This window comes from Salmonella sp. NW38 (assembly GCF_051807745.1).
Classification (GTDB): Bacteria; Pseudomonadota; Gammaproteobacteria; order Enterobacterales; family Enterobacteriaceae; genus Salmonella; species Salmonella enterica.
The window spans coordinates 1-24,874 of sequence record NZ_JAMMTO010000005.1 but is presented as its reverse complement, the minus strand read 5'-3'; the positions used below and the strand labels follow the sequence as shown (position 1 = coordinate 24,874).

The window sequence follows — 24,874 nt, the reverse complement described above, 5'->3', positions numbered from 1 at the left end:
GAAAGACAATGAAAGAGGTATCAGTATTAAACGCATATAACAGGCCAGACCAGGGAATGTCGGTCGATGCTGGTGCGACCGCACTGTTTATTCTGGTGTTCATTGGTCTGGTTGCGGCGGGTGTATGGGCTATGTGGGGGAAAAAGGATGCAGGGTCGGAGCTGACGAACTATCAGAATCTGGCCACCAATACCATCGGACTGATGAAGGGTGTGGATGGCTATGCCTTCAGCAGCGGGGCAAAAATGACCGGGATCCTGATTCAAAACGGTGCGGCAAAAGGGATGACGATTAATGGAGACCCGGCTTCAGGCACAGCAACGCTGGCAAATACATGGGGCGGTCCCGTGGTTGTGGCGCCGGATGCGACCGGAGGAACCGGGTTTAACAACGGCTTCACTATCACGACCAGCAAGGTTCCGCAGTCAGCCTGTGTCTCTATTTCAACCGGCATGAGCCGTTCAGGCGGTACCTCTGGTATCAAAATTAATGGCAACAACCATACCGATGCCAGAGTGACGGCGGAAATCGCCGGCAGTGAGTGTACAGCGGATAACGGACGTACGGGTACCAACACGCTGGTATTCACGTTTAACGGCTGAGGGTGAAGACGGATGCTGAGTTGGCGGGTGTTTCGTCCGTTATTGGTGCTGACGCTATGCGGAGTGCCTCTGTGGGCGCAGGCTTTTTGTTTCGATGCGGCTGCGGCGAAATACCATGTCTCTCCGCTGCTGATTAAGTCCATGGCTATCGGTGAAAGCAATCTTGATCCACATGCGACAAATGATAACCGGGATAAAAAAACGGGGAAAATCAAAAGTACCGACTACGGACTGATGATGATTAATTCGACGCATATTCCCCGCCTTGTCTCGATGGGCGTCATCAGGGACAAAAACGATTTGCTGAACAAACCCTGCCTGAATGTGCAGATTGGAACATGGATCCTCGCGAAACATTTCCAAGTCTGTGGGGTGAGCTGGAACTGCCTGGGCTCTTATAACGCCGGCTTCCGTGCTGACCGGCATGAAACACGGGAGCGTTATGCCAACCGGATCTGGAAAATTTACCAGCAGCAACAGGGGGCGCAATGACGGTCGCGCTTGTCGGTACCTTTTTCCCCACGGTGTATGCCATACCCGCGTTTATCGGGAGCGCCATTCTGGGGGCGGTGCTTTTACTACCGGTACGCCTTTACCTGGCCGCAGCGGAGGTGGATATCTCACGCCACTGCGCCGGTGTGGTCGGTATCTGGCTGTTTGCGGTAACGGGTTTATTGATACTCATGGCGCCGCAGGACGGGATGATACGTATCGGGATGCTGCTGATGTGCGGTTTTTTGCTGCAACTGGGGGTGATGGATGCGGCCAGTGGGTGGTTGCCCCGGCCGTTTACTGCTGCCTGTCTGTGTAGCGGATTACTGTTCTGTTTCGCCTTTCATCGGGAGCCGGAGATTCGCGTGATGGAAACTGCGGCGATGGCGGTGGTAATGGGGGCAGTCTGTCACGGCGTGAACCGCCGGCGCCCACAGCTGGGCGTGGGCGATGTCTGGCTGCTCTGTGCTCTGGTTGCCTGGATGGGGGTAACGGATGCCCTGCAGGCAGCTTTTATGGGGCTGAGCGGTTTTATGTTGTGGCAGTGGACAGTCCATCGGAACTGTCAGCGATGTGGGGTTCTGGGCCCCTGGCTGTGTGCCGGGTGTATTCCAGTCATTGTAGAGCGGCTGTACCAGCCAGAGTGGATACTGTGATGAAAAAACAAAAACATGATGGCGGTTTTGTGGCGATGAGCGTAGGCGCCGGGTTACTGATTGTTCTGGTGATGGCCTCGATGGCCGCCCGATACATGGGAGATTACCTGAAATCCCGTGAGTGGCAAGTTGTGGCCATGCAAACGAATCGCTTCACGCAGGCGGCCTCATCCTATGTCGGACGGTATTACCCGACGGTACTGGCGTCAGCCACCACAACCAAGCCGGTGGTGGTCACCTCCCAGATGCTGAAGAACACCGGGTTGTTGCCGGCGAGTTTCAGCGAGACTAACAGCTATGGTCAGCAGTATCAGGCGATGATAGTGCGGAATCAGCAAAACCAGGAACTGCTTCAGGGCATGGTGGTCAGCCGGGGCGGGCATGCCATGCCCTTTACCGCGCTCAACCAGATTTCGAAAGATATTACTGCCGGCTTCGGGGGATACGTTGAAGACGGGCAAACGGCGGTGGGGGCGATGCGCAGCTGGCGAATTGCCCTGTCCTCCTACGGGACCAGCACCGGAAGGGGCCATCTGGCCGTCATGCTGAGTACCGATGACCTGTCCGGGGCGCGTGAAGACGGGGATCGGTTGTATCGTTTTCAGGTTAACGGCCGTCCTGATTTAAACAAGATGCACACGGCTATTGATATGGGCGGGAATAACCTGAACAGCGTTGGTACGGTTACGGCCAGTAACGTCGCGGCTCAGAACGGTAACTTTGGCGTCAGTCTGGTCAGTAACGGCCCGGTCACGGCGGGTGGCGATATCCGCAGCACAGGGGGTTGGATAGTGACCCGCAGCGGAAAAGGGTGGATGGACGAAACCCACGGCGGCGGTCTTTATATGTCGGATAACGACTGGTTACGTATTCTGAATAACAAGGGATTTTATACCGGTGGTGAAATTCGCGGAGGTAAAGTTCGTTCAGATGGTGATGTGTCTGTCGGCGGGGTACTGGACCTTGATAAAATCAATGTTGCCAACACTTATTGTCCTAAAGACGGGTCTGTAAGCCGCACCGCAACAGGTGCCCCACTTTCGTGCCAATCCGGTATCTGGCGAGAACTGGAAGGTTACCCCATCGGCAGCCCCATCCCATGGCCCTCTGTAACACCTCCCCCTGGATATTTTTTAATGGCCGGACAACGTTTTCCCTGCGGCTCCTATCCCGGACTTGCTCGTGTATACCCTGGGTGTGTTTTACCCGATCTTCGGGGGGCTTTTATCCGGGGATGGGATAATGGACGAGGTTTTGATAACGGAAGAACGATTTTGAGTTATCAGGCTGACCAGAGCGATATGATCTATAACCCGGGGGGACATCTTCAGGGACATCACAGTGGGATGGCCCATTATTATCATACTGACAGTCGCGAAGTCAGGCCCAAAAATATCGCTTTTAATTACATTGTAAAGGCCGGTTGATCGGGCTAAGAAAGCTGAGTCTCGTCTGTATCAGTGGCTACTTATGCCTACGCTATGTGCTCTCGATGAGCACATCAAATAAAGCAGTGAATACCCATATAGTAAGGTGAATACTGAGTTGCGTTCGTAGCTCGCCAGTTCATATAACCGTTCTCGTCGGGGCCATCGGTAGGAATTAATTCAGTAATTGCCAACTCGCGGCCGTCAATGCGGTATGTATTAATACATAGTTTAAACCGCCCAAGATTTACTGTTTGCCCAGGCCAGACCTGGAACGTCCCCCCGATTTTGAAAGAAAATTTAATATTTTTCCAGATACCGGATTGGCACGTATGTCCTTCAGTAAATTGAGTACATTGAGATTTTTAGTTAGGGTTGAGAAAAATCTTAAGTTTGCTCGCGAAGGAATACGCTATGGCCCGTCCTCAACGCATTAAAAAAATGTCTCTGTCAAAAGCTCTCGATAAATATTACGCCACAGCATCTGTTCACAAACGGGGTCATCGGCAGGAATTCTACCGTGTTAATGTCATTCAGCGGCATCCCCTGGCCAGAAAAGCGATGGATGAAATCACCACCGTGGATATTGCATCTTACCGCGATGATCGCCTGGCTCAGATGAATACGCGCACCGGGCGGTGCATTTCAGGAAACACAGTACGACTGGAGCTTGCCTTACTGTCATCGCTGTACAATCTGGCCAGTGTGGAGTGGGGGACATGCCGGACCAATCCGGTTGAGATGGTTCGTAAACCAAAAATATCAGGTGGACGGGATCGACGTTTGACATCGCATGAAGAGCGGTGTTTATCCCGCTATTTTCAGAATCAGAATCCTGCCCTTCACGCCATATTTCATCTTGCTATTGAAACGGCCATGCGACAGGGGGAGATCCTCTCACTGCGCTGGGAACATATCGACCTGCAGCACGGGGTCGCGCACCTGCCACTGACCAAGAACGGTAGCTCAAGGGACGTCCCCTTATCCCGCAAAGCACGTCAGCTACTACAGGGAATGACGGTTGCCCTTACTGGTAGTGTTTTCAACTATACGTCATCCGGCTTTAAAAGTGCCTGGCGGGTGGCCCTGCAGCGTCTGAGTATCATTGACCTCCATTTTCACGACCTGCGACATGAGGCGATCAGCCGGTTGTTTGAGCTGGGAACACTCAATGTTATGGAGGTGGCGGCAATTTCAGGGCACCGTTCACTCAATATGCTCAAGCGATATACTCACCTGAGGGCTTACCAACTGGTCAGTAAGCTTGATGCCCGCCGAAGACAAACCCAAAAGATAGCGCCGTATTTTGTCCCTTATCCTGCCTGCATTGAATCTGTTAATGAAGAGGCGGGTCAGGACCATGGTTATCGTGTTCATTTGCCCGATTTTGATGGACTTTCGGCATCTGGCGCATCGAGGGCGAGTGCGCTGGAGGCGGCAGGTGTTCTGTTGTTACGGACGCTGGCCAACGCCGCACAGCGGGGAGAACGTGTCCCCAGGCCGGGAGATTTGCCTGAAGGAAAACTTGAGCGGGTGATGATCCACCCTCTTATGAGCACCGCTTAGATAATTTGCCATTACGGGTAGTCATTTAAATGATTTTTTCACGCTGTTGAAGGGCTACGCTGCTGCCATTCGTTAGTCTTTAGAGAGGTTTCAGATTGGTGGCGTATGTGGTCTTTGTACTGGTCTGTCTGGCGCTGTACTGCCCGTTCTTTACGTTAATTGCGCTGGTTACACCCTGGAAAGGATTTGCGGTGTTCAGTGTGAAGCACCGGCACCGTCAGTACCGGGCTGTTCATCTTGCATTACTGGACCGGGTGGGAACCATGAATCGCCGTCGTGCAAGGCGTTATCATCAGGCATTTGTTCAGGCGCTGGAGGAAGCCCTGACTTCACGGCCGGTGCGGCCCGTTTTTTTTCGCTCACACCTTATGCGGCCTGCTCAGGTGGCGCTTGTCTGTCAGGTTCTTTCTCACCGTGCTGAATATCGCTGTCGTATTGTACCTGTGACGCTGCCGCGGTGGGAGCGTACTGCCATCGTTGCGCAGATGCTGTTACAGGAGTGGCGGTTTGTTCGGTTACCTCCCGCTCATGCGGTCATGGTGGTCATTCACCGTTTGCCGCAATAAATCTTTTTTTTCAGAATTATATTTTACCGTCGATTTCAGTACGACATGGTTTTAATCTTCCGCATACATTAGATCGAACCGATCGAAATAATTCATTATACCTCATGAATAAATGGGATTAATCTTTCTATTACATTGGAACGCATGAGTTAAAAAATGAAATGAGTTTATTTTTATTTTTACATTCCGGATAAATAATTAAGGTTGTTAATATGAATGCAACTTATACAGCGTTAATTGCATTAATGCGATCGGGTGAGATCTCAATGGAACCCGGAGAGTCTTTGCCGGCATCCAGTGCGCAGTTTTCGGTCAGAATACGACCAGAAAGTCGGGTGTTTCTGGACCGGTGCGCCGAGCATCTGGGCATTTCCCGTGCAGCCCTGTTTGGCCTGTGTATCGATGGTATTCTGGCTGAGGTGCGAGGGAGTATCGCGGACAGAGCATCCACCCTTTATGAGCGATTCTGCCTGCTGATGGATGCGCATGGGTTGAATGTTGTCGAGCAGGCACAGTTACTGGCTTCCTGGGGGATCCGGACCAGTGTACTGGCGAGTCAGGATCGTACGCTGGACCTGCTTAATAAACCCTTACTGCAGCAATTGTCGACCTGGTTTGATGTGGACGTCAACTGGCTGCTGGGTGACTCATCTTATCCCGTCGATATGGCCGACGGGTTGCGGGACTGGAGTATGCAGACGCCTTCAATTCTGTGTCGCCTTCAGTCACTGCAGTCAGAAGACCCTATTGAGTTGATCTTCTTCTGGCAACAGGGGCGCCAGCCCCACAATGTGGGATTGTGTCTGCGTTATCGCCCCGTTATCTCAGGAGAGCCAGTCACACTGCTCAGAGTTTATCAGTCTCTCGACTGGCGGGATGAACAGGTCCGGCAGGCTTATAACCAGCTGCAACGCGTAACCAGTATCACCCCGTCCGGGCATATCAAAGAGAACGTGGAAAAGTATCCGCCTGTCCGGATGCGCTGCTTCTCATTTTCAGCCCGACAAATGCAGGCATTAGACAACGGGGAAATTATACCTGCCATGATATTTAATAAACCACTGGGGGAATATCCTGGAATTCCATAACAGGGATAAAACTCAAACGTATTTCATTGTAATTTTAATTGTCATTGTAATATCCAAAAAAATCCCTGTTATTTTCCGGCATAGCGTCGGGCAGGGGATCCCTTTATCTGAAACATGTAGCGTATATATTTATTAAGGATGAAAAATGAAATTTAATGCTCGTCAATATTCTCTGGCGTCTATCTCTGTTCTTATCGCTTTATCAGGAACCGCCCATTCGGCAACAACGTATATGGAGGCTCGAAATGATGCCATGGGGGGAACCGGTGTGGCATCGTCTCATTACGGAACGGCAGCGCTGGCAAACCCTGCGTTGCTGACTCACTTTGGCGCATCTGATGATTTCAGTCTTATTCTGCCGTCTGTTGGCGCGCAGGTATCCGATCCGGACCATCTTCAGAATGGTGTGGATGACGTTAAAGATGCCTGGGATCGTTATGACAATGAATTGTCACCGGGTTCAGCAGCTGATTTGAAGCAGCAGCTTTTGAAATTCAAAAACACGCATGCCAGTGCGCAGGCCAGCGTGGGTATTGTGGCGACCGTACCGAATCAAGTCGTGCCTTTTGCACTCATGGTTAAATCGTGGGGAACGGCATCAGTGGACGGCAAAGTCAGCGACCATGACCTGCAGTATCTGGATGATGTGGCCAACGGCAAAATTATCCCGACTGACGCTGACCGTGACTCGCTGACATCCCGTGCCTATGGCCGTGCCGCGGTAGTCAGTGATGTGGGGATTTCGATGGCCCGCGAGTTTGGTACTGACGGATTTAAATACTCAGTGGGCGTAACCCCAAAATACCAGCGCGTTGACCTGTTTAATTACAACGTCACTGTACAGAACTATGACAGCCATGATTTCCGCAGCAGTGACTATCGCAACACTTCCACCGGATTTAACGCCGACATTGGCTTTGCCACAGACCTGAACGCTAACTGGACACTGGGCCTGGTGGCTCAGAATATTGTTCCGCGCAGTATCGATACCAAAGAAGTCAACGGGTTAAAAGAAACGTTCAAAATTCGCCCTCAGGCGACGGCTGGCGCCTCATGGCACAACACACTGGTGACAACGGCGCTCGATGTTGACCTGACCCCGGCCAGTGGCTTCACGTCGGACAAAAAACGCCAGTTCGCTTCCCTGGGGGCTGAATTCAATGCCTGGCAATGGGCGCAGCTGCGCGCCGGTTATCGCCAGAATATGGCCACCTCAGAAGGCAGTGCTTTCACCGCTGGTATTGGAATTTCCCCGTTTGATGTAATGCATCTTGACCTGACCGGACTGGTGGGGACTGACCGTACGTATGGCGCGGTGGCACAGCTGAGCGTGACGTTCTGATTTGTAAGTACAACTACGGGGATACGCTATCAGCGTATCCCCTTATGCGAGAGGAGAAACGGCGATGACACAACCTGCCAGGAAAAAAGAGACAGCCACGCAACTGGAGCTACTGGAAGCTGAACTGACTGCCGCTCGTAAGGTGACGGCCAGATACAGGACCGCGATGGAGAAAGCGGAAAAACGCCATGGGGCAGCGGAGGATGCGCAGGCGGTTGCTCAGTACCGGTATGACCGTGCTCTGGTTGCCTCCTGGGGCGACACGCCCGACTGGCTGACACTGCTGGATGGCGATGAAAACCGGAGCCCAGTGATGTATGAGCTGGCGCGCGATGGTCTGGAACGTCTGGGGCTCGGGACATCGATGATTAACATGGAAACCGGTCAGCGAGTGGTCTGGCTGGGGTTCAGCACGGACAGTGAAACCGAACTGCAGCAGAAGCTGCGCGGGGTGCAGTTTATCCTGCCGTTTGTGAAAGCCGGGAGCCAGGGCCAGCGGGAAATCAGTATCTGCCAGCCGCAGCGCGATAAATTTGCGCTGTCCCTGATGGTGGATGCACGAACTCAGGCGGTTAGCGTGATGAAGCGGGTGTATGGCCGGGAAAAAGAGCGTACCGGTTTTCCAGGGCTGGAGGCAGCGCTTCGCTATATTCGCGACATTCATTCAGACACCAGTATTGAGGCCAGCAGTCAGCATGCGCAATTAACTTCGTGATGTTCTGCGTGTGGCCTTCTTACTACTTTTCCGATAGTGAATTAAACGGAACAAAATATGAAAAATACAATCACTTTTGCACCTCTGGCACTGGCATGTCTTCTCTTGTCTGCCTGTAGTCACAGTCATGACCAGACAGAACAACCGTCGACAGAATCATACCTCTCATTGGGTGAATTCCCGGCCAGTCGTGACGTTGCAAAGGATATCCCTGTAGCGAGATACGATGAAATATTCATCACGAAAGACGTGAGTACGGATAACCGAAAAGACGGACAGATTATCCGTAAGGCGCTCACTGAGCCGTTTCGTGTGGGGCTTCAGGCGGTAGCGACGCCTGTTTTTAATGCGGACGGAACTTCAAAGATGGTACTGAAAGGGACTTTCAACTGTTTTACAAGGCAGTATTCGCCGTCATCTGACCCTCAGATGTCAATACACCTGACCCGCACCTACAACTTGTTGCTCGAGGAGAAGGCACATCCGGGTGACAGGCTGGCTGTTCGCATTCAGGGCTGTACAAAAGACACAAAAGAACCGCCGGTAATGCTGGTCAAAGAGGTACCACCGAATCACTAATAGCGCAGGAGACCAAATGAGTCATACAGAAAATAACGACAATTTGCTCTGTACCCGTATTGAGGCGCTGAAGCTGACAGCAGTTCAGGACAGTATAAAGCAGGTTATTACAGGGTTTGTCGTTGAAGGGCAACTGGATATCACCCAGTTAAAACTGCATGCACATTTGTTGCGAAAAAAACTGCAGGCGGAAGGTACCACGCTGAAAACCACGCATGCACAGGAGCTGGTTGCCTGTAAGCATGGTTTCAGGAACTGGCAGGCGGCGATTGTCGGGCTGAAGCCGTGACTCACGGGGTTTCATCATCACTGCGTTGCCGGCATTGCCCGCTGGCGGGGAAGGGTGGCGACGCAGTCTGCGGGGGGTGGGGCGGCAAAGAGCCCCGTCGACGTTTTAAATCCATATTCAGGGGGTGTGAGCGATGCCAGATTTAATGGCAGATGGAGGGATTTTTTTAATCCTTTTTTTTGGTGTTATCTTCGCAGTTATTTCAACAGCAATCCTGGCAATAAAGTGTGTTTTCGCCACTTGTCAGTTACTCAAAAGAGTTGTGTTCAGAAACGGGAGTTGCCAGGCAGGCCGTGGTTCTACTATTGGACAGGATAACATCAGGTAGTTAGTCTGATAAATGTATCTCCCGGTACAGAAGGACGGCATCGGGCACATGGTTTGTCGGGGGCGTCGATGTTTTTCTGCCATCAGCTAATCGTCCTCATCGCTTTTATTTTCATTTCTCAGTTTTGATTTGTTGGTCGTATCCGCATCGCGGTTTTTGCATAGTCATGGCGAAAACTGTTTCCGGAGGACTTTGACCATGACGACCACGACGGCATCTACTGTCGATATTCCGTCAGATAATGATTTAACTTTATCCGCGCACCTTACTGAACCCGCCGAACCGACCATTGACATGCCGGAAATCCCGGTCGCACCAGGCAATTCAGCGCAGTCTGCCGCTCAGAGACTGGGCGGCAAGGGGGGCCATAGCTGGCCACCTTCTTCAGACCAACGCTCTCTCATGCTTAAAGTGCTCTCAGTTCTGGTGTTCTGTGTACTGCTGGGCGCAGTCCTTTTTCTCTGGTTCACCGTGCGTCAGCAGCAGATACAGCTGACGACGCTGGATGCGGCATTTCGCAGCGGACAGCTGCAGACGCTCCCTGACCGCATGCAGTCTATTGAAGACAGGCAGCAGCAGTACGTTCTCAAATCTCAGTCCGAAAAATGGCAGCAGAGCCTGAGTGAGCAGGCGCAGAGCCTCACCACGTTTCAGCAGCAACTTTCCTCGCTGGCCACGGATGTTAAGGCAGCCCGGGCCGAGGCCGCAAGGGCTGTTGCCGGGCAGGATGACACAGGCATGAAACTCGACGCGCTGCAGAACGCGCTTAATACGCAAACATTGCGCATCGATGCGCTGGAGACCTGGAAAGAAGCATGGAATAAACGGTCTGCGCCTGCCACGACCAAAACGGTTCAGGCCCCGGGAGGGAGCCCGTCTCCGGTAAAAAAGGAGTCAAAACCCCGGCCCCGTAAACTTACGCCCCCCTTCACACTGGTGAGCACTGAGCTTCGGGGGGGACAGACCTATGCCGTGATTTTACCTGCCGGGGAAGGTGGCTGGGCGCAGTTGCGGATGCTGAGTCCTGGAGACTCAGTATCCGGCTGGGCACTGGTGAGTGTCAGCGGTAACCACGCAGAGTTCCAGGTCAATGGTCAGGTTCAGCGTTTAACGCTCTGAATCCGGGAGAAATAATCGATGAAATCGGTGATACACAAGCGCAATTTTTTATTCACCTGGGGGCTGTTAGCCACGGTGTTGGTAGGCGTCGGACAGACAGCGCTGGCCTCTGTCAGTACCGGCAACAGCGTCACGGCACCACTGCAGCAGAATACCACCACGGAAGGTCGGATGCAGACTTCCGGTACGGCATGGGGACTCAGTGATAAAGAGTGGCAGCAGTATCAGCAGGTGTTAAAGGGCCCACGGGCCACCCAGTCTCCGGGCATCGATCCGCTGATGGCGCTGGGTCTGGAGGCAAAATCTGCCAGTGAACGCCGTCACTTTGCGGAAATGTGGGTCAGGGAGGAGTATGCACGTGTTGAAAAGGAGCTGGCCTTTCAGCGGGAAGTGGATGCGGCCTGGAAACGTCTTTATCCCAATACGCTCTCCGTCAACATGGGGAATGCCAGCGGCATTGCACATGACACGCAGGGAAGGCTGGCGTTATTTGTAAAACAAAACTGTGTTCAGTGCGATGCCAGACTCAGTGCTGTTCTGGCGGATAACCGCCCGGTTGATATTTATCTGGTCGACAGTGCCGGCAGTGATGACACCATTCGCCAGTGGGCACTGGCACACCATATTCCCGTTGATAAGGTTCGTAGCCGGCAAATAACCCTTAACCACGATAATGGTAACTGGCTGAAGTACGGTCAGGGGCGTATGCCAGTCGTGCTTCAGCAGGGAGCATCAGGATGGCAAATAGCAGCGTTCTGAATACGTCCCGACAAATACTTCCTGTTTTGAGCCTGCTGGCCGGGTTGCTCGGCAGCACAGTTACTGCAGCAGGGGAGGGGCCTGGTTTGCAGACTATCCCTCCCGGCTACCATCTGGTGGCCAGTGAAATTGGCGTTCCGGCTGAGGCATTGTATTCGGTCTCTCTCGCAGAAACGTCCCGAAAGTTACCTCATGGTGAGCGCCCGTGGCCGTGGACCCTGAACGTCGCCGGGAAAGGGTACCGGTATAACACCCGTCAGGAGGCGTATGACGCACTGTTGTCCTTCATGCGTCGCTATCCGTTAAAGCGCATCGATGTGGGTATTGCCCAGGTCAATCTCGGCTGGAACGGTGCCTATTTCAGCAGTTACTACGAGGCCCTGGAGCCCTACACCAATCTGCGCGTGGCAGCCCGTATTCTTAAATCCTGCTATGACAGCAATCCGGGGAGCTGGATGCAGGCAGGCGGATGTTATCACCATCCTGCCGGTGGAAAGCCTGCCAGAACCTATAAGGCCATCGTGAAACGCAAGCTGGCCACACTGGATTTGAGCACACCCGTCTCCTACGCCGAACTTCAGCTGGCGCGGATACCGTCTCCACAACGTCATTTATTACCCCAAAACCGTGAACTGCAATGGGTTGAACCCAGGGAGTCTCGTCAGTGAAATTGTATTCCGTTGGTTTTTATCTCAGAACTCTCGTTGTCAGTGTGCTTTTGACCACATCATCGATGGCGGCACTCAATGTAATTGCTGATCTGGGCGGTGAGTCAACGGCACCGCTTTTTGATGCCATCAACAATGAAAATAACGAGTTCACACCACCCCGCTCCCTGAGTGCTGAACCTGCCCCGGCACCTGCTGATATCAGTGACATGCTGCCGGTGACCACGCCAGAGATGAGTGCAGGGAAGGTGGTCTCCTGTGAACTGCATCTTGCCGGTATGACGCCGGTCTTTCTGGTGGGCGATGATCAGTTGTCGCGTGAATGGCTGACATTGCGCCATGACGAGCTTAAGCGACTTCATGCTACCGGTCTGGTGGTGAATGTCAGCGATAAAGCCGTGCTCACTGAATTGCAGCAGCGGGTTCCTGGCGTGACGTTGTTACCGGCATCCGCCAGCGAAATTGCGCGCCGGCTTCAGCTCAGTCATTACCCGGTACTGATCACCTCGACCGGGCTGGCGCAATAGCGCTGAGACAGAGAGGCTGATGATGTTTATGGCCATTTTTCTTTTCCTGCTGCTGTGTTTCATCGTTGTCGCGGCGAGGGGGGGGCGGCGAACGGTATCAACCCGTGTCCGCCGGCACCGACGTTACCGCAAAACTGCGCAGCGGGTACTTGGACGTCTGCCGCAACTGTCCTCTGACGGGGCGCGTCTGAGCTATCTGCGGAAAATCAACCCGTATGTGTTTGAAGAGTTGCTGTTACTGGCACTGGAAAAACAGGGACTGGAGGTCATCAGAAATCGTTCCTACAGCGGTGATGGCGGTCTGGACGGGCAGGTCTTTATTAATGGTGAGCGCTGGCTGATTCAGGCCAAACGCAATAGCCGGAGTATTTCTCCCCAGCATATTCAGGCATTTGGCAAGTTACTTGCCCGGGAGGGCTGTGGCGGTTTTTTCATTCACACGGGACGTACCGGCCACATGAGTCGGACGCTCTGTTCAGCCTCTCCACGTCTTCTCATCATCAGCGGTCAGAGATTGCTGGATCTGCTGTCCGGGGGGCTGACGGGATGTGAGACGCGACAGACCGTGTGCCGGAAGCGTTAAATAAGTTAAATGAAATGGAGAGTGCAGAAATGTCCATAGACGTTATTCCCTTTGATGGTACGTTGCCTGACTTTAGACCCGTATCGCTGAGTGCCGCATTTCCCCGGGGAGTGCAGGGATGAGCGACCGTTATGTGATGGAGGCCATGTTGCGTCCTGCTGTGGAGTTGAACTCGGCCGTAGCTGCAGGATGTGCAACTTTCGTTTGCGTCTGCGCGCCATGGGCGGTGGCTCTTGCCCCGTCGGTGAGTTATGTGACCGCGGGGGGATTTGCTGTGTTGTCTGTGGTCCGTGCACGACAGGGGCTGAGGATCCTGCGTTACCGACGCAACCTCAAACGGCTACCCCGCTATGTGATGACAAGCCGGCAGGTTCCCGTCAGCCGTCATCGTCTGTTTCTGGGAAAAGGATTTATGTGGGAGCAAAAGCACCTGCAAAGACTGCTCGAAACCCGCCGTCCCGAGGTACAGGCTTTCCTTCAGCCTTCATTATCCTATCGTCTGGCCAGAACGACTGAGCGGTGGTCAGAATACCGATTACCTTTCGTCAGTCAGTTGTTGCGTAAGGATTCTGTTTTTAATCCTGTGAGGCCATTACCGCCAGTGGGGGGTAATCCGGCGATTCATGGTGTCGAGCCGGATGAAACTGATGTCAGTATGGATTTAGGCGAGCGAGTCGGCCATATGCTGGTTCTTGGCACCACACGTGTAGGAAAAACGCGTCTGGCGGAGCTGTTGATTACCCAGGATATACGTCGTGGAAATATCACTATTGTGTTTGATCCCAAAGGTGACGCCGATCTGCTTAAGCGGGTATGGGCAGAGGCTCACCGCGCCGGGCGTGATGATGAGCTTTACATCTTTCACCTGGGATGGCCAGAAATCAGCGCTCGTTATAACGGTATAGGTCGTTTCGGCCGTACATCGGAAGTGCCGACCCGACTGGCAAACCAGCTCAGTGGAGAAGGGAACAGTGCGGCGTTTAAAGAATTTGCGTGGCGTGTTGTCAATATTATCGCTCAGGCTCTGGTTGCTCTGGGGGAACGCCCGGACTATAACCTGGTTCGTCGTTATGTCATGAACATCACGGGTCTGCACGACCGTTATGTTGCCTGGTTTCTGAAGGCAAAAGCGCCCCATCTGCTGGCTCTGATAGACACGCAAACTGAGTTGCTCAGACAGGTTAAACAAAATGCTGGTGCGCCGGAGGCATTGTTACGCAAAGCTGCAACGGAACAGGTACTCGACAGTGAAGAGGCTGAAAATCTGAATGATGCCATCCTGGAGAGCCTGCGCAATGCGGTTCGCTATGACCAGAAGTACTTTGATAAAATCGTCGCTTCCCTTTTGCCATTGCTTGAAAAACTGACCAGCGGGAAAGTGTCCGCGCTCCTTTCTCCGGATTATACAGATATGTCAGATCCCCGTCCGTTACTGGACTGGCAGCAGGTGATCCGTAAAAAAGGCATTGTGTACATCGGGCTTGATGCTATGTCAGATGCTGAAGTGGCATCCGCTGTCGGGAACTCGATGTTTGCAGATCTGGTCTCAGTGGCGGGGCATATTTATAAATTCGGGCTGGAAGGCGATCTGCCCTCAAATGGCTCAGGTAAAACGAAAAAACTGCCGATAAGCCTGCATTGCGATGAGTTTAATGAACTTATGGGCCCTGAATTCATTCCCATGATTAACAAAGGAGGCGGGGCAGGGATTGAAGTGACTGCCTATACGCAGACGTGGTCAGATATTGAGGCGCGTATTGGTAACGCGGCGAAAGCCGCTCAGGTGACAGGGAACTTCAATACGCTGGTCATGCTCAGGGTCAGAGAAAAAATGACGGCGGAACTGCTGACAACTCAGCTCCCTGAGGTGGAGGTCTACACCAAAACGCTGGTGTCAGGATTTACCGATATTTCAAATCCGGAACAGGGGAGTGACTTCACGTCGAACACCCAGGACAGGGTGAGCAGTGTACGCACGCCCCTTCTCTCCACGTCTGAGCTGATTAATCTTCCGAAAGGGCAGGCCTTTGCGTTACTGGAGGGGGGGCGGTTATGGAAAATTCGCATGCCTCTCCCTTCCGCTGAAAATGACGATATGATGCCGCCCGATATGGCCGCGATGGTCACTGCTATGCGTAAAAGCTATCGCACGGGAGACACCTGGTGGCCTGTTATTTCGACACTCCCTGATAATACGCCAGCACAGGTTACTGTTCCTGCGGCAAAGGATTTTCAGGTTTCTGCGGGGATGCCCGGGGAGGGACTGAATGGCTGAAGAACAGACTCAGGGGACGAAACAGGACGCGTCTGCACGAACAAAACGCCCGGGTCTGCTGCGTTTTCTGCTATGGGAGTTGCCGTGGCATGTGGTGGGGATCCTGCTGGCATCGTTGTTATTCAGTCTTCTGATTGAATATGTCGGGTTAATCTTCTGGTGGCCGGAGCAGGGAAGCCTGCACGCCCGGGGAATGATGGAAACAGAACTCGGATACCTGTCTTCGAATTTTACCCGCAGCCTGTTCATACCGGAGCCTGCGGTGACGGCAATGGCCTGGATAAACCTCGGCTATCACTGGATATTTGTGGACAGCGGATTTATCCGGTTTATTTCCCAGGGGACAGACGCGGGAAGTGGTTCGAATACGTTATTAACGGCGGAAATATCGGCTCTGGGGAACTGGCTACTGACACACCTGAGGGATTTTCTTCAGGCAACGGTCTATATCACTGTGGTCTTTGTTGTGCGGGTATCGATTCTGGTGCTTTCAGTTCCCCTCTTTGTCATGGTGGTTATGGTTGCTATGGTTGAAGGCTTAAGCCGTCGTGATCTACGCCGCTATGGTGCCGGCTATGAGTCCAGCTTTCTCTATCATCATGCCAAGCGGTTTATCAAACCCTCTGTCATATACCCTTGTATGCTTTATCTGTCATGGCCAACGGCGATATATCCTAATCTGATTCTGTTACCGGCAGCCCTGCTGCTTGGGGCTTCGGTCACTGTGCTTATGTCCACGTTTAAGAAATATCTTTAGCTATGTGCCGGCGTTATTACGCCGGTTTCAACGGCGCCTGAGACTTCATCGTCATTTAATTTTCAAAATCCTTTCAACAGTTTCCTGCTGTTTTCTCCCTTCAGATTCGCCACTCTGACGCTATGTCCGAAATCAGAGGAATGCGATATGTACCACGTTACCCGCCTGGCGCTGAAAGGCGTGCTGTTGATGAGTTGCAGCTGTTTGCCTGTTATCGCGCAGGCCTCAGAAAAAGATGAACTTGCCCAGGTGATACGCCAGCTCGATCAGGTTCAGGCCTCGCTTGAACGTGCCCGGGCGCTCAGTGCCCAGTCAGCCGATGACGGGCGCTTTTATTTTGATTACGTCCGCGCCAGCCAGGACATCGTATCGATGAAGCAGGGCATTTCACACTATCTTGACCCTTCCCGTGCCCAGCCGCGTGATGTTGCCGCCGTGGAAGGGCACTATCGCCAGGAACGCGCTCAATGAACCAAGCGCAGATATCAGCATTCAGTACCGGCGCCGGCGGGATTGCGCCTTCGGATCTTAAACATCTGGTCGTTGCGATCTTCTTTGCCCTCCTTTTCCTCTGGGCTTCCTGGGCATTACGTACCGTCTATGTGGGCTGGTCAAACCAGGATGTTCGCGGTGATGCCGTCGGCATTTTTGTCATTCGTGCGGTCATTCTGCTTGAACTGGCCATTCTTTTTTTCAGCTATTAGTCAATTAAATACAGGATGTCGATATGAAACTGCTCGATCGTTTTCGCCAGCTCTCCCTTGTGGGAAGTGGGTTGTTCTGGTCTGCGTATGCGAGTGCTGACCTGCCCAAACTGTCGGGAGGCAGCAGCTCCAACGATGTGATGGGGGACGTTAAAAAGATGAGCCAGGACGGGGTTGCCTACGGTGCCCTGGTGATATGCGCCATCGCCTTTATTGTGGTGGTGATTTCCTGTGTGGGGACTTATCACAAAATCGGCGATGGCAAAGCCAGCTGGTTTGACTTCGGCGTCAGGGTGGTGGTCGGCGCCATTATGATCGTGCTTTGCATCTACTTCCTCAATAAAGCCGTCACCATTATCTGAGGTCAGCCATGGCTACGATTGATTTTATTCCGGATAAGCTCAATACCCGTCCGGTAGTCTGGCGGGGGTTTACTGTTGAAGAACTGGGGCTGACTGCTCTGGCCGGTCTTGCTATCGGGTTTGTACTGGCCTTTTTTATCATGCCGTTCACCAGCTGGATTGCGTTTCCCATGCTGATGATCCTGATGCCCATACCGACAGCCTGGGTGAGTGGTGGCTGGCTGATGAGATACAAGCGCAACAAACCAGACCACTATCTCTGGCAACGGGTTTCTCTGCTACGCGCACGTTTACTGAGCCCCGGAGAGCACGGGAGTCTTGCTACGGGAAGTTATCGTTTTATCACCCTTTCACGGGCCTGGGAACTCAAACGTACACGTCGTAAGGGGCTGATATGAGTCTTTTTCGTAATGCTGTTTCAGCCCGTGACAGTCATATTCATACCCTGCGTCTGGCCTGTGTCATTCTGGGCATTCTGGCCGCTGTCTCTATGGGCGGCTGGTATATGGCCCCCCGGGATTTAACGATCCGCATTCCTCCGGATTTGCGTTCCGGCAGCACACAGAAATGGTGGGAAGTCCCCGCGTCGACAGTTTACAGCTTTGGATTTTATATCTTTCAGCAGCTTAACGCGTGGCCCAAAAATGGCAGCGTGGACTATCCGGCGCGGATTGCCCAACTGAGTCCTTACCTGACGCCAGCCTGTCAGGATTTTCTCAATAAAGACGTCAGGTTACGCCGCACTAACGGCGAACTTCAGGATCGTGTCCGTATGGTCTATGAAATTCCCATGCACGGATACAGCAGTAACAGCGTGCACGAGCAGGGAATGGATAACTGGACGGTAGATCTCGATCTTGTCGCAGATGAATACTACCAGTCAGTGCTCATTAAGCGTGCGCTGACCCGCTACCCCCTGCATGTGGTGCGCTGGGAAGGCGATCCGGAGCGTAATCCTTTTGGTCTGGCTCTCGACTGTTATGCCAGCACCCCACAGCGGTTGCAGGTCGCAGGTCTTGATGAAGTCGATAAAACCAGAACCGGGGGGACACAATGAAAAAGTCTGTCTCGTTGCTGAGTGTGCTCTGGTTTTTCTGTACCTGTGCGGGGGCGGTTGAACTGATGAAGTGGGAACGTATTCCCTTACAAATTCCGCTGACCGTCGGCCAGGAACGTATCATTTTTGTGGATAAAAATGTGCGTGTTGGTTTTCCTGCGAGCCTGAACGGTAAGCTGCGTATTCAGAGCAACAGCGGCACGGTTTATCTGGATGCACGAGCCGCTTTCCCGGCCACCCGCCTGGTGCTCAAAAACGTGGAAAACGGGGAAATGATTTTGCTGGACGTGAGTGCAGGCGACGGGAAAATTGTCCGGGAACCCGTCCAGCTGGTTTACCAGGGAACGGTGAGTACGGCCAGTTCAGCCGGCCAGCCAGATGATTCAGCCTCCGGAGGAACCCGCCAGACCCGGGAGCCAGACAAGGCCGCAAAACCAAAAGTGGCCGTACTTAATGGCCCGGTACCCGTCGTTCTGACCCGGTATGCTGCCCAGACGCTTTATGCACCACTGCGTACAGTGGAGCCCGTCGCAGGGATCCATGCACTCCCGCTCCGTCTTCCTGCCAGACTGACCGCATTATACCCGGCTGCACCGCTGGAGATGACCCCGCTGGCGGCCTGGGCACTCGGTGAATATAGCGTGGTGGCGCTTAAGGTTCGAAATCCGCGCAGCCAGAAAATTGTTCTAGATCCCCGGATCCTGTCTGGCCAGTTTATCTCCGCCACATTTCAGCATCGATGGCTGGGTGAAGCGGGCCGGCCGGAGGATACCACAACGTTGTATCTGGTTATAAAGGGCCGCCCGGAGAGTGCTTTTCCGGCTGAACCCGTTTATCGCAGGGAGGCTCACTGATGGCCACACTTCGCTCTAATACGCTGGTCAAAATTATTATCCCTGTGGTCGCGCTGGGCGCAGTGGCTATCGGGATCCGTGCCTGCAGTGACAAACGTGTTGAGCAGGAGGCTGCGGTGACGACGCTGCCCACGCTTACGCCTGAGCAACTGCGCGAACTGGGCGTGGAAGGGGATACGGCTCAGGACACGCTCAATACTCTGGTGGGGAAACTGGGAGAGATCCAGCGCCAGCAGGGCGATATTCTTGAGGAGAATAAACAGCTTAAAGAAGAGAATAAGACCTTACAGGCAAGTACGTCTCAGGTTGATAAACGCATTGATGAAGCGGTCAGTGATGCGCAGGAAAAGACCCAAAAGGCCCTGGAGACGCAGAAAAAGTCGCTGACGGAGACATTTGATTCGATGCTGGCGGGGCTTCAGGGGGGATCCGCGCAAGTGCAGGCGAACACGTCCGGCACCGGTAACATGAATGGAAGTGACATTCCGGTGGGACTCGGGCTTGATGCCGGTGGTACCGGACAGGTTTCCGGAGACGGGTACCAGTGGGTGGAGCCTCAGGATACGGTTCCGGTCGACCCTCAGAACAGCCAGAGCGGGCCACCCCGTTTTGCCACCTCATTTCTTGATGACAATGCCCTTACCCGGCAAAAAAACGAACTGGAACGGAATGCGAATAACCGTCAGGGCCTGAACAACGAGCAGGATGAGGGGCTGGTTGACCCGGTTTACACGCTGCCGGAGAACTCGACACTGGTGGGCAGCACGGCAATGACTGCCCTGCTGGGACGAATTCCTGTCAATAACAAGGTGACCGACCCTTATCCGTTCAAGGTCATGATTGGCCGGGACAACCTGACGGCAAACGGTATCGAACTGCCGGATGTGGAAGGGGCTATTGTGTCAGGGACCGCCAGCGGCGACTGGACGCTGTCCTGTGTTCGGGGCGATGTGAAATCCATCACGTTCGTGTTTTCTGACGGCACGGTGCGTACCGTGCCTGCGCCATCGGGGCGAACCGGTAACAGCGGGAGCGATAACGGCGGCACATCCGGCAACGGGGGCAGCATTGGCTGGCTCTCGGATGATAACGGTATACCGTGTATCAGCGGCACTCTTAAAAGCAATGCGTCTACGTATCTGCCGACCATCGGACTGCTGGGGTTAGGGACATCGGCCGGTGATGCGCTGACGGCCAACCAGTATACCAGTAACACCACTGACGGTGGTGGTATCACTTCGGCACTGACCGGCAACGCCGGGCAGGCGGTACTGGGGCAGGCGCTGGGCGGGGGTTTTAAGGAAGTCGCCCAGTGGGTCAAAGAGCGCTATGCCCAGACGTTTGATGCCGTGTATGTCCCTCCCGGGGCAAAAGTGGCCGTTCATATCACCCGCCAGCTGAACATTGACTATGCCGAAAAAGGGCGCCGGGTGAAGTATGACTTTACGTTGCCGGGTACCGGGACGACACAGCAGGGTCTTGACTAAGCAGGGGAAAACAATGAAGCAGACAACAAAATGCCGCTGGCCGGTTATGCCGGTGGCTATGTTGGTATCGGTGGTCATCTTGTCAGGCTGCGGCACGAGTAAAGAGGCGATTTTACCGGCAGGGGATAACACCATGCTGGCGTTGTGGCAGAACAAAGCGCCGTCAGGACAGCCGGCAGTACAGGCGCGGGCAGCACTTCGTCGCCCCCTGACACAGACGGAGCAGCGCGGTGACACCTCACTGGCTGAAAGCTACAGCCGCACTCAGGAGAGCGAAATCAGCCAGCAGTTTCCACGACTGCCGAACCCCGACATGGTGATGTATGTCTTTCCACATCTGGCAGGCGGCAGTGCCCCGGTACCGGGGTACAGCACCGTCTTTCCGTTTTACACTCAGACGCAGTATGCCCTTCCGGGTGAACGCACGGAGGCGCTGTAATGTTTGATTTTCTGACAGGAAGACGTCCGTCTCCTGCGGCACAAAATACGGTGACGCCTGCATCGGGGCGTACCCCCCTGAAAAGGGAACGGCACCTGAGCCGGCGGGAAGAAGCGAAAGTATATGAACATGGCCCGTCAGTGATTGATTTTCTGCCCTGGGCTGAGTACCTGCCCGAAGATGAGTGCCTGTTGCTCGATGACGGTGTGTCGGTCGGCGCGGTCTTTTTGATAACGCCGGCGGGAACAGAGGGCAGGACACAGGAGAGGCTTGATGAAATTCGGGATATGACCGAAAAAGCGCTACAGAGCTCGCTGGACGAACGGGATACTCACCAGTGGGTGGTTCAGTTCTTCTGTCAGGATGAATCAGATCTGACGGTGGAAATGGACCGGATACGCGGGTACGTCAGCCCGGCAGCACAGGGTACTGCATTTACCCGGGCCTGGCTTGGCGAAACCGAACGCCATCTTAAGCAGATAAGCCGGCCGGAAGGCCTGTTTAAAGACAATGTGGTGACGGGAGTGGACTGGCGCGGACAGATGCGCCGTACCCGGATGGTGGTATACCGGTATGTCAATCCCCGAACCCGGGAGCCTTATCCTCCTGCAGTACAACTGCGTCAGGTCTGTGATCGGCTGGTTGCCTCACTGGGACAGACGGGCGTGGTGTGCCAGCGGCAGAACGGCGAGCAGATCCATGCCTGGTTGCTGCGGTTATTTAATCCGGCACCTGAATGGATTGACCCGCAGACGCTGTACCGGACGGCGGCATGGCGTGATAACCGGCAGGATGCGTTGCCGGTGAATAACGATTTCAGTGAAACGCTGTTTTTCACACCGCCCCGCAGCGACGCGGAAAACGGGGTGTGGTGGTTCGACAATATGGCGCATCGTGCGGTACCGGTCGAACGGCTGACCTCAGCGCCTGGCTCGGGGTGTCTGACCGGTGAAAAGCCCCGGGGGGAACATATCAATGCGCTGATGGATATGATGCCGCCGGGCACACTGGCCTGTCTTACTCTGATGGTTCAGCCCCAGAATGTGCTGGAGGAGGAGTTTAAGCAGCAGGGGAAGAAGTCGCTGGGTGACAATCTGGATTCGGAGATGGCCAGGGAGCAGGTGGGAGAAGCGCTGGAGTGGCTCAAACAGAAACATAAACTCTACCGGGGGGCGCTGACGTTTATTATCAGGGCGCCAGACATGAGTACGCTGGACAGATATCAGTTGTCACTCAGTACCACCCTGATGAATGACGGCCTGCAGCCGGTGAATCCGGAACACGAGCTGACTCCGCTGAATACGCTTTTGCGCGCCCTGCCCATGTGCTTTAACCCGGAGATGGATACGAACCGGTGGTACACCTGGCTGACGTTTGTGCAACATTTTGCCGGTGTGGCTCCCATTTACGGCCGTTCAACGGGGACAGGGCACCCGGGGCTCACCTTTTTTAACCGGGGCGGCGAGTTGCTCAATTTTGACCCGATAAAGGACCGTATCCAGAGTGCGCACAAGCTGCTTTTCGGGCCAACGGGGGCCGGAAAATCCGCGACGCTGACGGTGGAATTGTGCCAGCAGATGGCCATACACCGCCCACGGCTGTTCCTGGTCGAGTCGGGTAACTCGTTTGGGCCACTTGCAGACTATTACAGCAGTCTGGGGCTGACGGTCAACAAGGTCAGTATTAAACCCGGGAAAGGGACCTGTCTGCCGGTATTTGCTGATGCGCACCTGCTCAGGGATATTTCCGACGAGGCCCTGGATGAAAGTCAGCTGCGCGACATCGATGATGTGGATGATGACGAAGAGGATGATGACGAAGAGAAGCGCGATATTCTGGGTGAAATGGAGATTGCCGCGGTTCTGATGGTCACCGGAGGCGACCGGGACGAGAAACTGAGCCGCGCGGATCGTGGGCTGTTACGTAAGGCCCTGAAGATGGCGGCGGATATGGCGTATGACGAAAACCGTCAGATGCTGCCGGAAGATTTGAAAACGGTTCTGGAGTCTATTTCGACAGATAAATCGCTCAACGATAAGGGCAGTTCCCGCTGGCATCCGAAGATGCAGTCGAGAGCGTCGGAAATGGCGCTGGCGCTTGAACTGATGACGGAGGGATTTGAGGGCGAGTTATTTAACCGGGAGGGTGAAGCCTGGCCTGAGGCGGACGTCACCATTGTCGATCTCGGGTATCTGGCACGTGAAGGATATGAATCACAGATGGCGCTGGCGGTAATATCGCTGGCTAACACGGTGAATCATATTGCAGAGCGTGACCAGCATGATGACCGCGATATTGTCTTCACCATCGATGAGGCACACGTGGTGACAGCAAATCCTCTGGTGTCGCCGTATTTTGCGAAGATATCAAAAATGTGGCGTAAGCTCGGTACCTGGCTGTGGCTGGCGACACAAAACCTGAAGGATTACCCCGATACGGCAGAAAAAATGCTGAATATGGCGGAGTGGTGGATTTGCCTCACCATGCCGCCGGATGAGATAGAGCAGATAGCGCGGTTCCGTAGTCTCACGGAGGAGCAAAAAGCGATGCTGGCCTCGGCCAGAAAAGGGGAGAAAAAGAACGGTATCCCCTGTTATACCGAGGGTGTGGTGCTGGCGAGAAACTGGAACGCGCTTTTCCGGTCTGTTCCGCCCAGTTTGTATCTGGCGCTGGGGATGACGGAGAAAGATGAAAAGGCGCAGCGCCGGAAGCTGATGAAAACGCATCAGTGCAGTGAACTCGAGGCTGTATTTATGGTTGCGCGAAATCTGGATGAAAGACGTGGGGTAAGTGTATGAGCAGGCTGGTTCTCAAATATCCTGAACCCGTTGTGACAGAAGAAAACGGTCATGGCGCGTTGTTTGATATCACCCCGCAGTCTGCTCCGGTGATACCGTCAACGCTGCAGACAGAGTGGGAGCAGCTTCAGTCAGCGTTGCGAACCCGGCTGACGGGTGAGGTGACGATGACGTGCCACCCTCATCGTATTGGCCATCGTGGTTGTGTGTCCCTGTGTTTTCAGGGGGAACAGGGCAGGACTGATGTATTGATCACTGTCAGCGGCCGGGCGCAGTTCCCCCAGAAAGAAGATTACCTTTCTCCACGCTGGTATATCGATGTCGCAGATATGGTGGATGCAATGTATCTGGTGCTCTGGCTGAGTGAGATATAATCCCTCCCCATTTATTGCCGGGATAAAAATAGTGGCTTGACCTTCCATCAGTGGGAAGGTTTAGGGTTATGGCTTCACATAATGAACCATGAGGGGTTTCCTGTGAAAATTACAACTATTGCTGTTTTATTGATGGGCCTGTCAGCCACTGTTTCCTGGGCCGGCGATCTGGCTGCACAACAAGCAGCACAAATGCATCAGGAACTGAGGACCTCAATGCAGAAAATGCATGATGATATGCATAAGGGAATGATGAGCAATGATCCGGATGCGGCATTTGCGGCCGCGACGTTAACTCATCATTTAAATCTACTAAATTTCTATAGTATGCGTCTTGCTAAAATGATTGATTCACTTTTGAGGTTGTCAGTTGTTTGATGATAATGTAAATAGACCCGTTTTAGTTCCAGGCATTTTTTGAGATCCCGGCCAAATGATTGTGTTGCCGATATTCCTCCGGC

At 53.7% G+C, this 24,874-nt stretch carries 29 protein-coding genes; all 29 read left to right on the top strand.

What is annotated here, in order from left to right; genetic code table 11:
* Positions 1–8: 8 nt before the first annotated feature.
* The 29 genes from NA624_RS10265 (at position 9) to NA624_RS10125 (ending at position 24,791) form a co-directional block, all read left to right on the top strand.
* On the top strand, positions 9–602 hold the full coding sequence (locus tag NA624_RS10265) for a type 4 pilus major pilin (RefSeq protein WP_000665948.1): 594 nt from the start codon (positions 9–11) through the stop codon (positions 600–602).
* 12 nt (positions 603–614) lie between these two features.
* Positions 615–1,094 carry a lytic transglycosylase domain-containing protein gene (locus tag NA624_RS10260; protein ID WP_000954133.1) on the top strand — a complete coding sequence of 160 codons (480 nt, stop codon included), beginning with the start codon at positions 615–617 and terminating at the stop codon, positions 1,092–1,094.
* Positions 1,091–1,750: a prepilin peptidase gene (locus tag NA624_RS10255; RefSeq protein ID WP_000214977.1), complete on the top strand. Its 660-nt coding sequence runs from the start codon at positions 1,091–1,093 to the stop codon at positions 1,748–1,750. The genes NA624_RS10260 and NA624_RS10255 overlap by 4 nt, the downstream gene beginning before the upstream one ends.
* Positions 1,750–3,177, top strand: a complete 1,428-nt coding sequence (gene pilV / locus NA624_RS10250) for a shufflon system plasmid conjugative transfer pilus tip adhesin PilV (RefSeq protein ID WP_000744278.1) — start codon at positions 1,750–1,752, stop codon at positions 3,175–3,177. The genes NA624_RS10255 and pilV overlap by 1 nt, the downstream gene beginning before the upstream one ends.
* A 414-nt stretch (positions 3,178–3,591) precedes the next feature.
* Positions 3,592–4,743 carry a site-specific integrase gene (locus tag NA624_RS10245; protein ID WP_000113650.1) on the top strand — a complete coding sequence of 384 codons (1,152 nt, stop codon included), beginning with the start codon at positions 3,592–3,594 and terminating at the stop codon, positions 4,741–4,743.
* Between the two features lie 98 nt (positions 4,744–4,841).
* Complete coding sequence (locus NA624_RS10240) at positions 4,842–5,309, top strand: hypothetical protein (protein WP_000332229.1); 468 nt, start codon at positions 4,842–4,844, stop codon at positions 5,307–5,309.
* Positions 5,310–5,521: 212 nt separating this feature from the next.
* Positions 5,522–6,397, top strand: a complete 876-nt coding sequence (locus NA624_RS10235) for a hypothetical protein (RefSeq protein ID WP_024134443.1) — start codon at positions 5,522–5,524, stop codon at positions 6,395–6,397.
* Positions 6,398–6,542: 145 nt separating this feature from the next.
* Positions 6,543–7,739, top strand: coding sequence for a conjugal transfer protein TraF (locus NA624_RS10230; protein ID WP_000671040.1), 1,197 nt, complete (start codon positions 6,543–6,545; stop codon positions 7,737–7,739).
* Between the two features lie 64 nt (positions 7,740–7,803).
* The gene (locus NA624_RS10225) at positions 7,804–8,454 is read left to right on the top strand and encodes a hypothetical protein (RefSeq protein WP_000193306.1); all 651 of its coding nucleotides are present in this window, start codon (positions 7,804–7,806) and stop codon (positions 8,452–8,454) included.
* Between the two features lie 57 nt (positions 8,455–8,511).
* The gene (locus tag NA624_RS10220) at positions 8,512–9,033 is read left to right on the top strand and encodes a hypothetical protein (RefSeq protein WP_000799127.1); all 522 of its coding nucleotides are present in this window, start codon (positions 8,512–8,514) and stop codon (positions 9,031–9,033) included.
* A 16-nt stretch (positions 9,034–9,049) separates the two neighbouring features.
* Positions 9,050–9,322: a glyoxalase superfamily protein gene (locus NA624_RS10215; RefSeq protein ID WP_000019903.1), complete on the top strand. Its 273-nt coding sequence runs from the start codon at positions 9,050–9,052 to the stop codon at positions 9,320–9,322.
* 526 nt (positions 9,323–9,848) lie between these two features.
* On the top strand, positions 9,849–10,769 hold the full coding sequence (locus NA624_RS10210; RefSeq protein ID WP_000214160.1) for a hypothetical protein: 921 nt from the start codon (positions 9,849–9,851) through the stop codon (positions 10,767–10,769).
* An 18-nt stretch (positions 10,770–10,787) separates the two neighbouring features.
* Positions 10,788–11,528 (top strand): TIGR03759 family integrating conjugative element protein, encoded by a 741-nt coding sequence (locus NA624_RS10205; RefSeq protein ID WP_000843672.1) that lies wholly within the window; start codon positions 10,788–10,790, stop codon positions 11,526–11,528.
* Entirely contained in the window at positions 11,507–12,196 is a 690-nt protein-coding gene (locus NA624_RS10200; protein WP_000024014.1) for a lytic transglycosylase domain-containing protein, read from the top strand. Before NA624_RS10205 ends, NA624_RS10200 begins: the two co-directional genes overlap by 22 nt.
* The gene (locus NA624_RS10195; RefSeq protein ID WP_001549879.1) at positions 12,193–12,723 is read left to right on the top strand and encodes an integrating conjugative element protein; all 531 of its coding nucleotides are present in this window, start codon (positions 12,193–12,195) and stop codon (positions 12,721–12,723) included. Before NA624_RS10200 ends, NA624_RS10195 begins: the two co-directional genes overlap by 4 nt.
* A gap of 28 nt (positions 12,724–12,751) precedes the next feature.
* Positions 12,752–13,306 (top strand): restriction endonuclease, encoded by a 555-nt coding sequence (locus NA624_RS10190; RefSeq protein ID WP_024134575.1) that lies wholly within the window; start codon positions 12,752–12,754, stop codon positions 13,304–13,306.
* 118 nt (positions 13,307–13,424) lie between these two features.
* Entirely contained in the window at positions 13,425–15,581 is a 2,157-nt protein-coding gene (traD, locus tag NA624_RS10185) for a type IV conjugative transfer system coupling protein TraD (protein WP_001549880.1), read from the top strand.
* A complete protein-coding gene (locus tag NA624_RS10180; RefSeq protein ID WP_000797044.1) occupies positions 15,574–16,338 on the top strand; it encodes a TIGR03747 family integrating conjugative element membrane protein in 765 nt (254 codons plus the stop codon). The genes traD and NA624_RS10180 overlap by 8 nt, the downstream gene beginning before the upstream one ends.
* A 189-nt stretch (positions 16,339–16,527) precedes the next feature.
* Positions 16,528–16,809, top strand: a complete 282-nt coding sequence (locus tag NA624_RS10175; protein ID WP_234947418.1) for an RAQPRD family integrative conjugative element protein — start codon at positions 16,528–16,530, stop codon at positions 16,807–16,809.
* Positions 16,806–17,042, top strand: coding sequence for a TIGR03758 family integrating conjugative element protein (locus tag NA624_RS10170; RefSeq protein ID WP_001070658.1), 237 nt, complete (start codon positions 16,806–16,808; stop codon positions 17,040–17,042). Before NA624_RS10175 ends, NA624_RS10170 begins: the two co-directional genes overlap by 4 nt.
* Positions 17,043–17,065: 23 nt before the next feature.
* A complete protein-coding gene (locus tag NA624_RS10165; protein WP_000770371.1) occupies positions 17,066–17,404 on the top strand; it encodes a TIGR03745 family integrating conjugative element membrane protein in 339 nt (112 codons plus the stop codon).
* An 8-nt stretch (positions 17,405–17,412) separates the two neighbouring features.
* Positions 17,413–17,802, top strand: coding sequence for a TIGR03750 family conjugal transfer protein (locus tag NA624_RS10160; protein WP_000190809.1), 390 nt, complete (start codon positions 17,413–17,415; stop codon positions 17,800–17,802).
* Positions 17,799–18,461, top strand: a complete 663-nt coding sequence (locus NA624_RS10155; RefSeq protein WP_000051877.1) for a PFL_4703 family integrating conjugative element protein — start codon at positions 17,799–17,801, stop codon at positions 18,459–18,461. Before NA624_RS10160 ends, NA624_RS10155 begins: the two co-directional genes overlap by 4 nt.
* Positions 18,458–19,315, top strand: a complete 858-nt coding sequence (locus tag NA624_RS10150) for a TIGR03749 family integrating conjugative element protein (protein WP_000750313.1) — start codon at positions 18,458–18,460, stop codon at positions 19,313–19,315. The genes NA624_RS10155 and NA624_RS10150 overlap by 4 nt, the downstream gene beginning before the upstream one ends.
* Positions 19,315–20,802, top strand: a complete 1,488-nt coding sequence (locus NA624_RS10145; protein WP_000224029.1) for a TIGR03752 family integrating conjugative element protein — start codon at positions 19,315–19,317, stop codon at positions 20,800–20,802. The genes NA624_RS10150 and NA624_RS10145 overlap by 1 nt, the downstream gene beginning before the upstream one ends.
* Positions 20,803–20,815: 13 nt before the next feature.
* Positions 20,816–21,241 (top strand): TIGR03751 family conjugal transfer lipoprotein, encoded by a 426-nt coding sequence (locus tag NA624_RS10140; RefSeq protein WP_000815287.1) that lies wholly within the window; start codon positions 20,816–20,818, stop codon positions 21,239–21,241.
* Positions 21,241–24,039, top strand: a complete 2,799-nt coding sequence (locus NA624_RS10135; RefSeq protein ID WP_000459281.1) for a conjugative transfer ATPase — start codon at positions 21,241–21,243, stop codon at positions 24,037–24,039. Before NA624_RS10140 ends, NA624_RS10135 begins: the two co-directional genes overlap by 1 nt.
* Positions 24,036–24,413, top strand: a complete 378-nt coding sequence (locus NA624_RS10130) for a hypothetical protein (protein ID WP_000089017.1) — start codon at positions 24,036–24,038, stop codon at positions 24,411–24,413. Before NA624_RS10135 ends, NA624_RS10130 begins: the two co-directional genes overlap by 4 nt.
* A gap of 102 nt (positions 24,414–24,515) precedes the next feature.
* Positions 24,516–24,791 (top strand): hypothetical protein, encoded by a 276-nt coding sequence (locus NA624_RS10125; protein ID WP_234947416.1) that lies wholly within the window; start codon positions 24,516–24,518, stop codon positions 24,789–24,791.
* The last annotated feature ends 83 nt before the right edge of the window (positions 24,792–24,874 follow it).

Bases quoted from the DNA above. Each gene is read 5' to 3' on its own strand.
- NA624_RS10265 (WP_000665948.1), top strand. From the start codon at position 9: ATGAAAGAGGTATCAGTATTAAACGCATATAACAGGCCAGACCAGGGA.
- NA624_RS10260 (WP_000954133.1), top strand. From the start codon at position 615: ATGCTGAGTTGGCGGGTGTTTCGTCCGTTATTGGTGCTGACGCTATGC.
- NA624_RS10255 (WP_000214977.1), top strand. From the start codon at position 1,091: ATGACGGTCGCGCTTGTCGGTACCTTTTTCCCCACGGTGTATGCCATA.
- pilV (WP_000744278.1), top strand. From the start codon at position 1,750: ATGAAAAAACAAAAACATGATGGCGGTTTTGTGGCGATGAGCGTAGGC.
- NA624_RS10245 (WP_000113650.1), top strand. From the start codon at position 3,592: ATGGCCCGTCCTCAACGCATTAAAAAAATGTCTCTGTCAAAAGCTCTC.
- NA624_RS10235 (WP_024134443.1), top strand. From the start codon at position 5,522: ATGAATGCAACTTATACAGCGTTAATTGCATTAATGCGATCGGGTGAG.
- NA624_RS10230 (WP_000671040.1), top strand. From the start codon at position 6,543: ATGAAATTTAATGCTCGTCAATATTCTCTGGCGTCTATCTCTGTTCTT.
- NA624_RS10225 (WP_000193306.1), top strand. From the start codon at position 7,804: ATGACACAACCTGCCAGGAAAAAAGAGACAGCCACGCAACTGGAGCTA.
- NA624_RS10220 (WP_000799127.1), top strand. From the start codon at position 8,512: ATGAAAAATACAATCACTTTTGCACCTCTGGCACTGGCATGTCTTCTC.
- NA624_RS10215 (WP_000019903.1), top strand. From the start codon at position 9,050: ATGAGTCATACAGAAAATAACGACAATTTGCTCTGTACCCGTATTGAG.
- NA624_RS10210 (WP_000214160.1), top strand. From the start codon at position 9,849: ATGACGACCACGACGGCATCTACTGTCGATATTCCGTCAGATAATGAT.
- NA624_RS10205 (WP_000843672.1), top strand. From the start codon at position 10,788: ATGAAATCGGTGATACACAAGCGCAATTTTTTATTCACCTGGGGGCTG.
- NA624_RS10200 (WP_000024014.1), top strand. From the start codon at position 11,507: ATGGCAAATAGCAGCGTTCTGAATACGTCCCGACAAATACTTCCTGTT.
- NA624_RS10190 (WP_024134575.1), top strand. From the start codon at position 12,752: ATGGCCATTTTTCTTTTCCTGCTGCTGTGTTTCATCGTTGTCGCGGCG.
- traD (WP_001549880.1), top strand. From the start codon at position 13,425: ATGAGCGACCGTTATGTGATGGAGGCCATGTTGCGTCCTGCTGTGGAG.
- NA624_RS10180 (WP_000797044.1), top strand. From the start codon at position 15,574: ATGGCTGAAGAACAGACTCAGGGGACGAAACAGGACGCGTCTGCACGA.
- NA624_RS10175 (WP_234947418.1), top strand. From the start codon at position 16,528: ATGAGTTGCAGCTGTTTGCCTGTTATCGCGCAGGCCTCAGAAAAAGAT.
- NA624_RS10170 (WP_001070658.1), top strand. From the start codon at position 16,806: ATGAACCAAGCGCAGATATCAGCATTCAGTACCGGCGCCGGCGGGATT.
- NA624_RS10165 (WP_000770371.1), top strand. From the start codon at position 17,066: ATGAAACTGCTCGATCGTTTTCGCCAGCTCTCCCTTGTGGGAAGTGGG.
- NA624_RS10160 (WP_000190809.1), top strand. From the start codon at position 17,413: ATGGCTACGATTGATTTTATTCCGGATAAGCTCAATACCCGTCCGGTA.
- NA624_RS10155 (WP_000051877.1), top strand. From the start codon at position 17,799: ATGAGTCTTTTTCGTAATGCTGTTTCAGCCCGTGACAGTCATATTCAT.
- NA624_RS10150 (WP_000750313.1), top strand. From the start codon at position 18,458: ATGAAAAAGTCTGTCTCGTTGCTGAGTGTGCTCTGGTTTTTCTGTACC.
- NA624_RS10145 (WP_000224029.1), top strand. From the start codon at position 19,315: ATGGCCACACTTCGCTCTAATACGCTGGTCAAAATTATTATCCCTGTG.
- NA624_RS10140 (WP_000815287.1), top strand. From the start codon at position 20,816: ATGAAGCAGACAACAAAATGCCGCTGGCCGGTTATGCCGGTGGCTATG.
- NA624_RS10135 (WP_000459281.1), top strand. From the start codon at position 21,241: ATGTTTGATTTTCTGACAGGAAGACGTCCGTCTCCTGCGGCACAAAAT.
- NA624_RS10130 (WP_000089017.1), top strand. From the start codon at position 24,036: ATGAGCAGGCTGGTTCTCAAATATCCTGAACCCGTTGTGACAGAAGAA.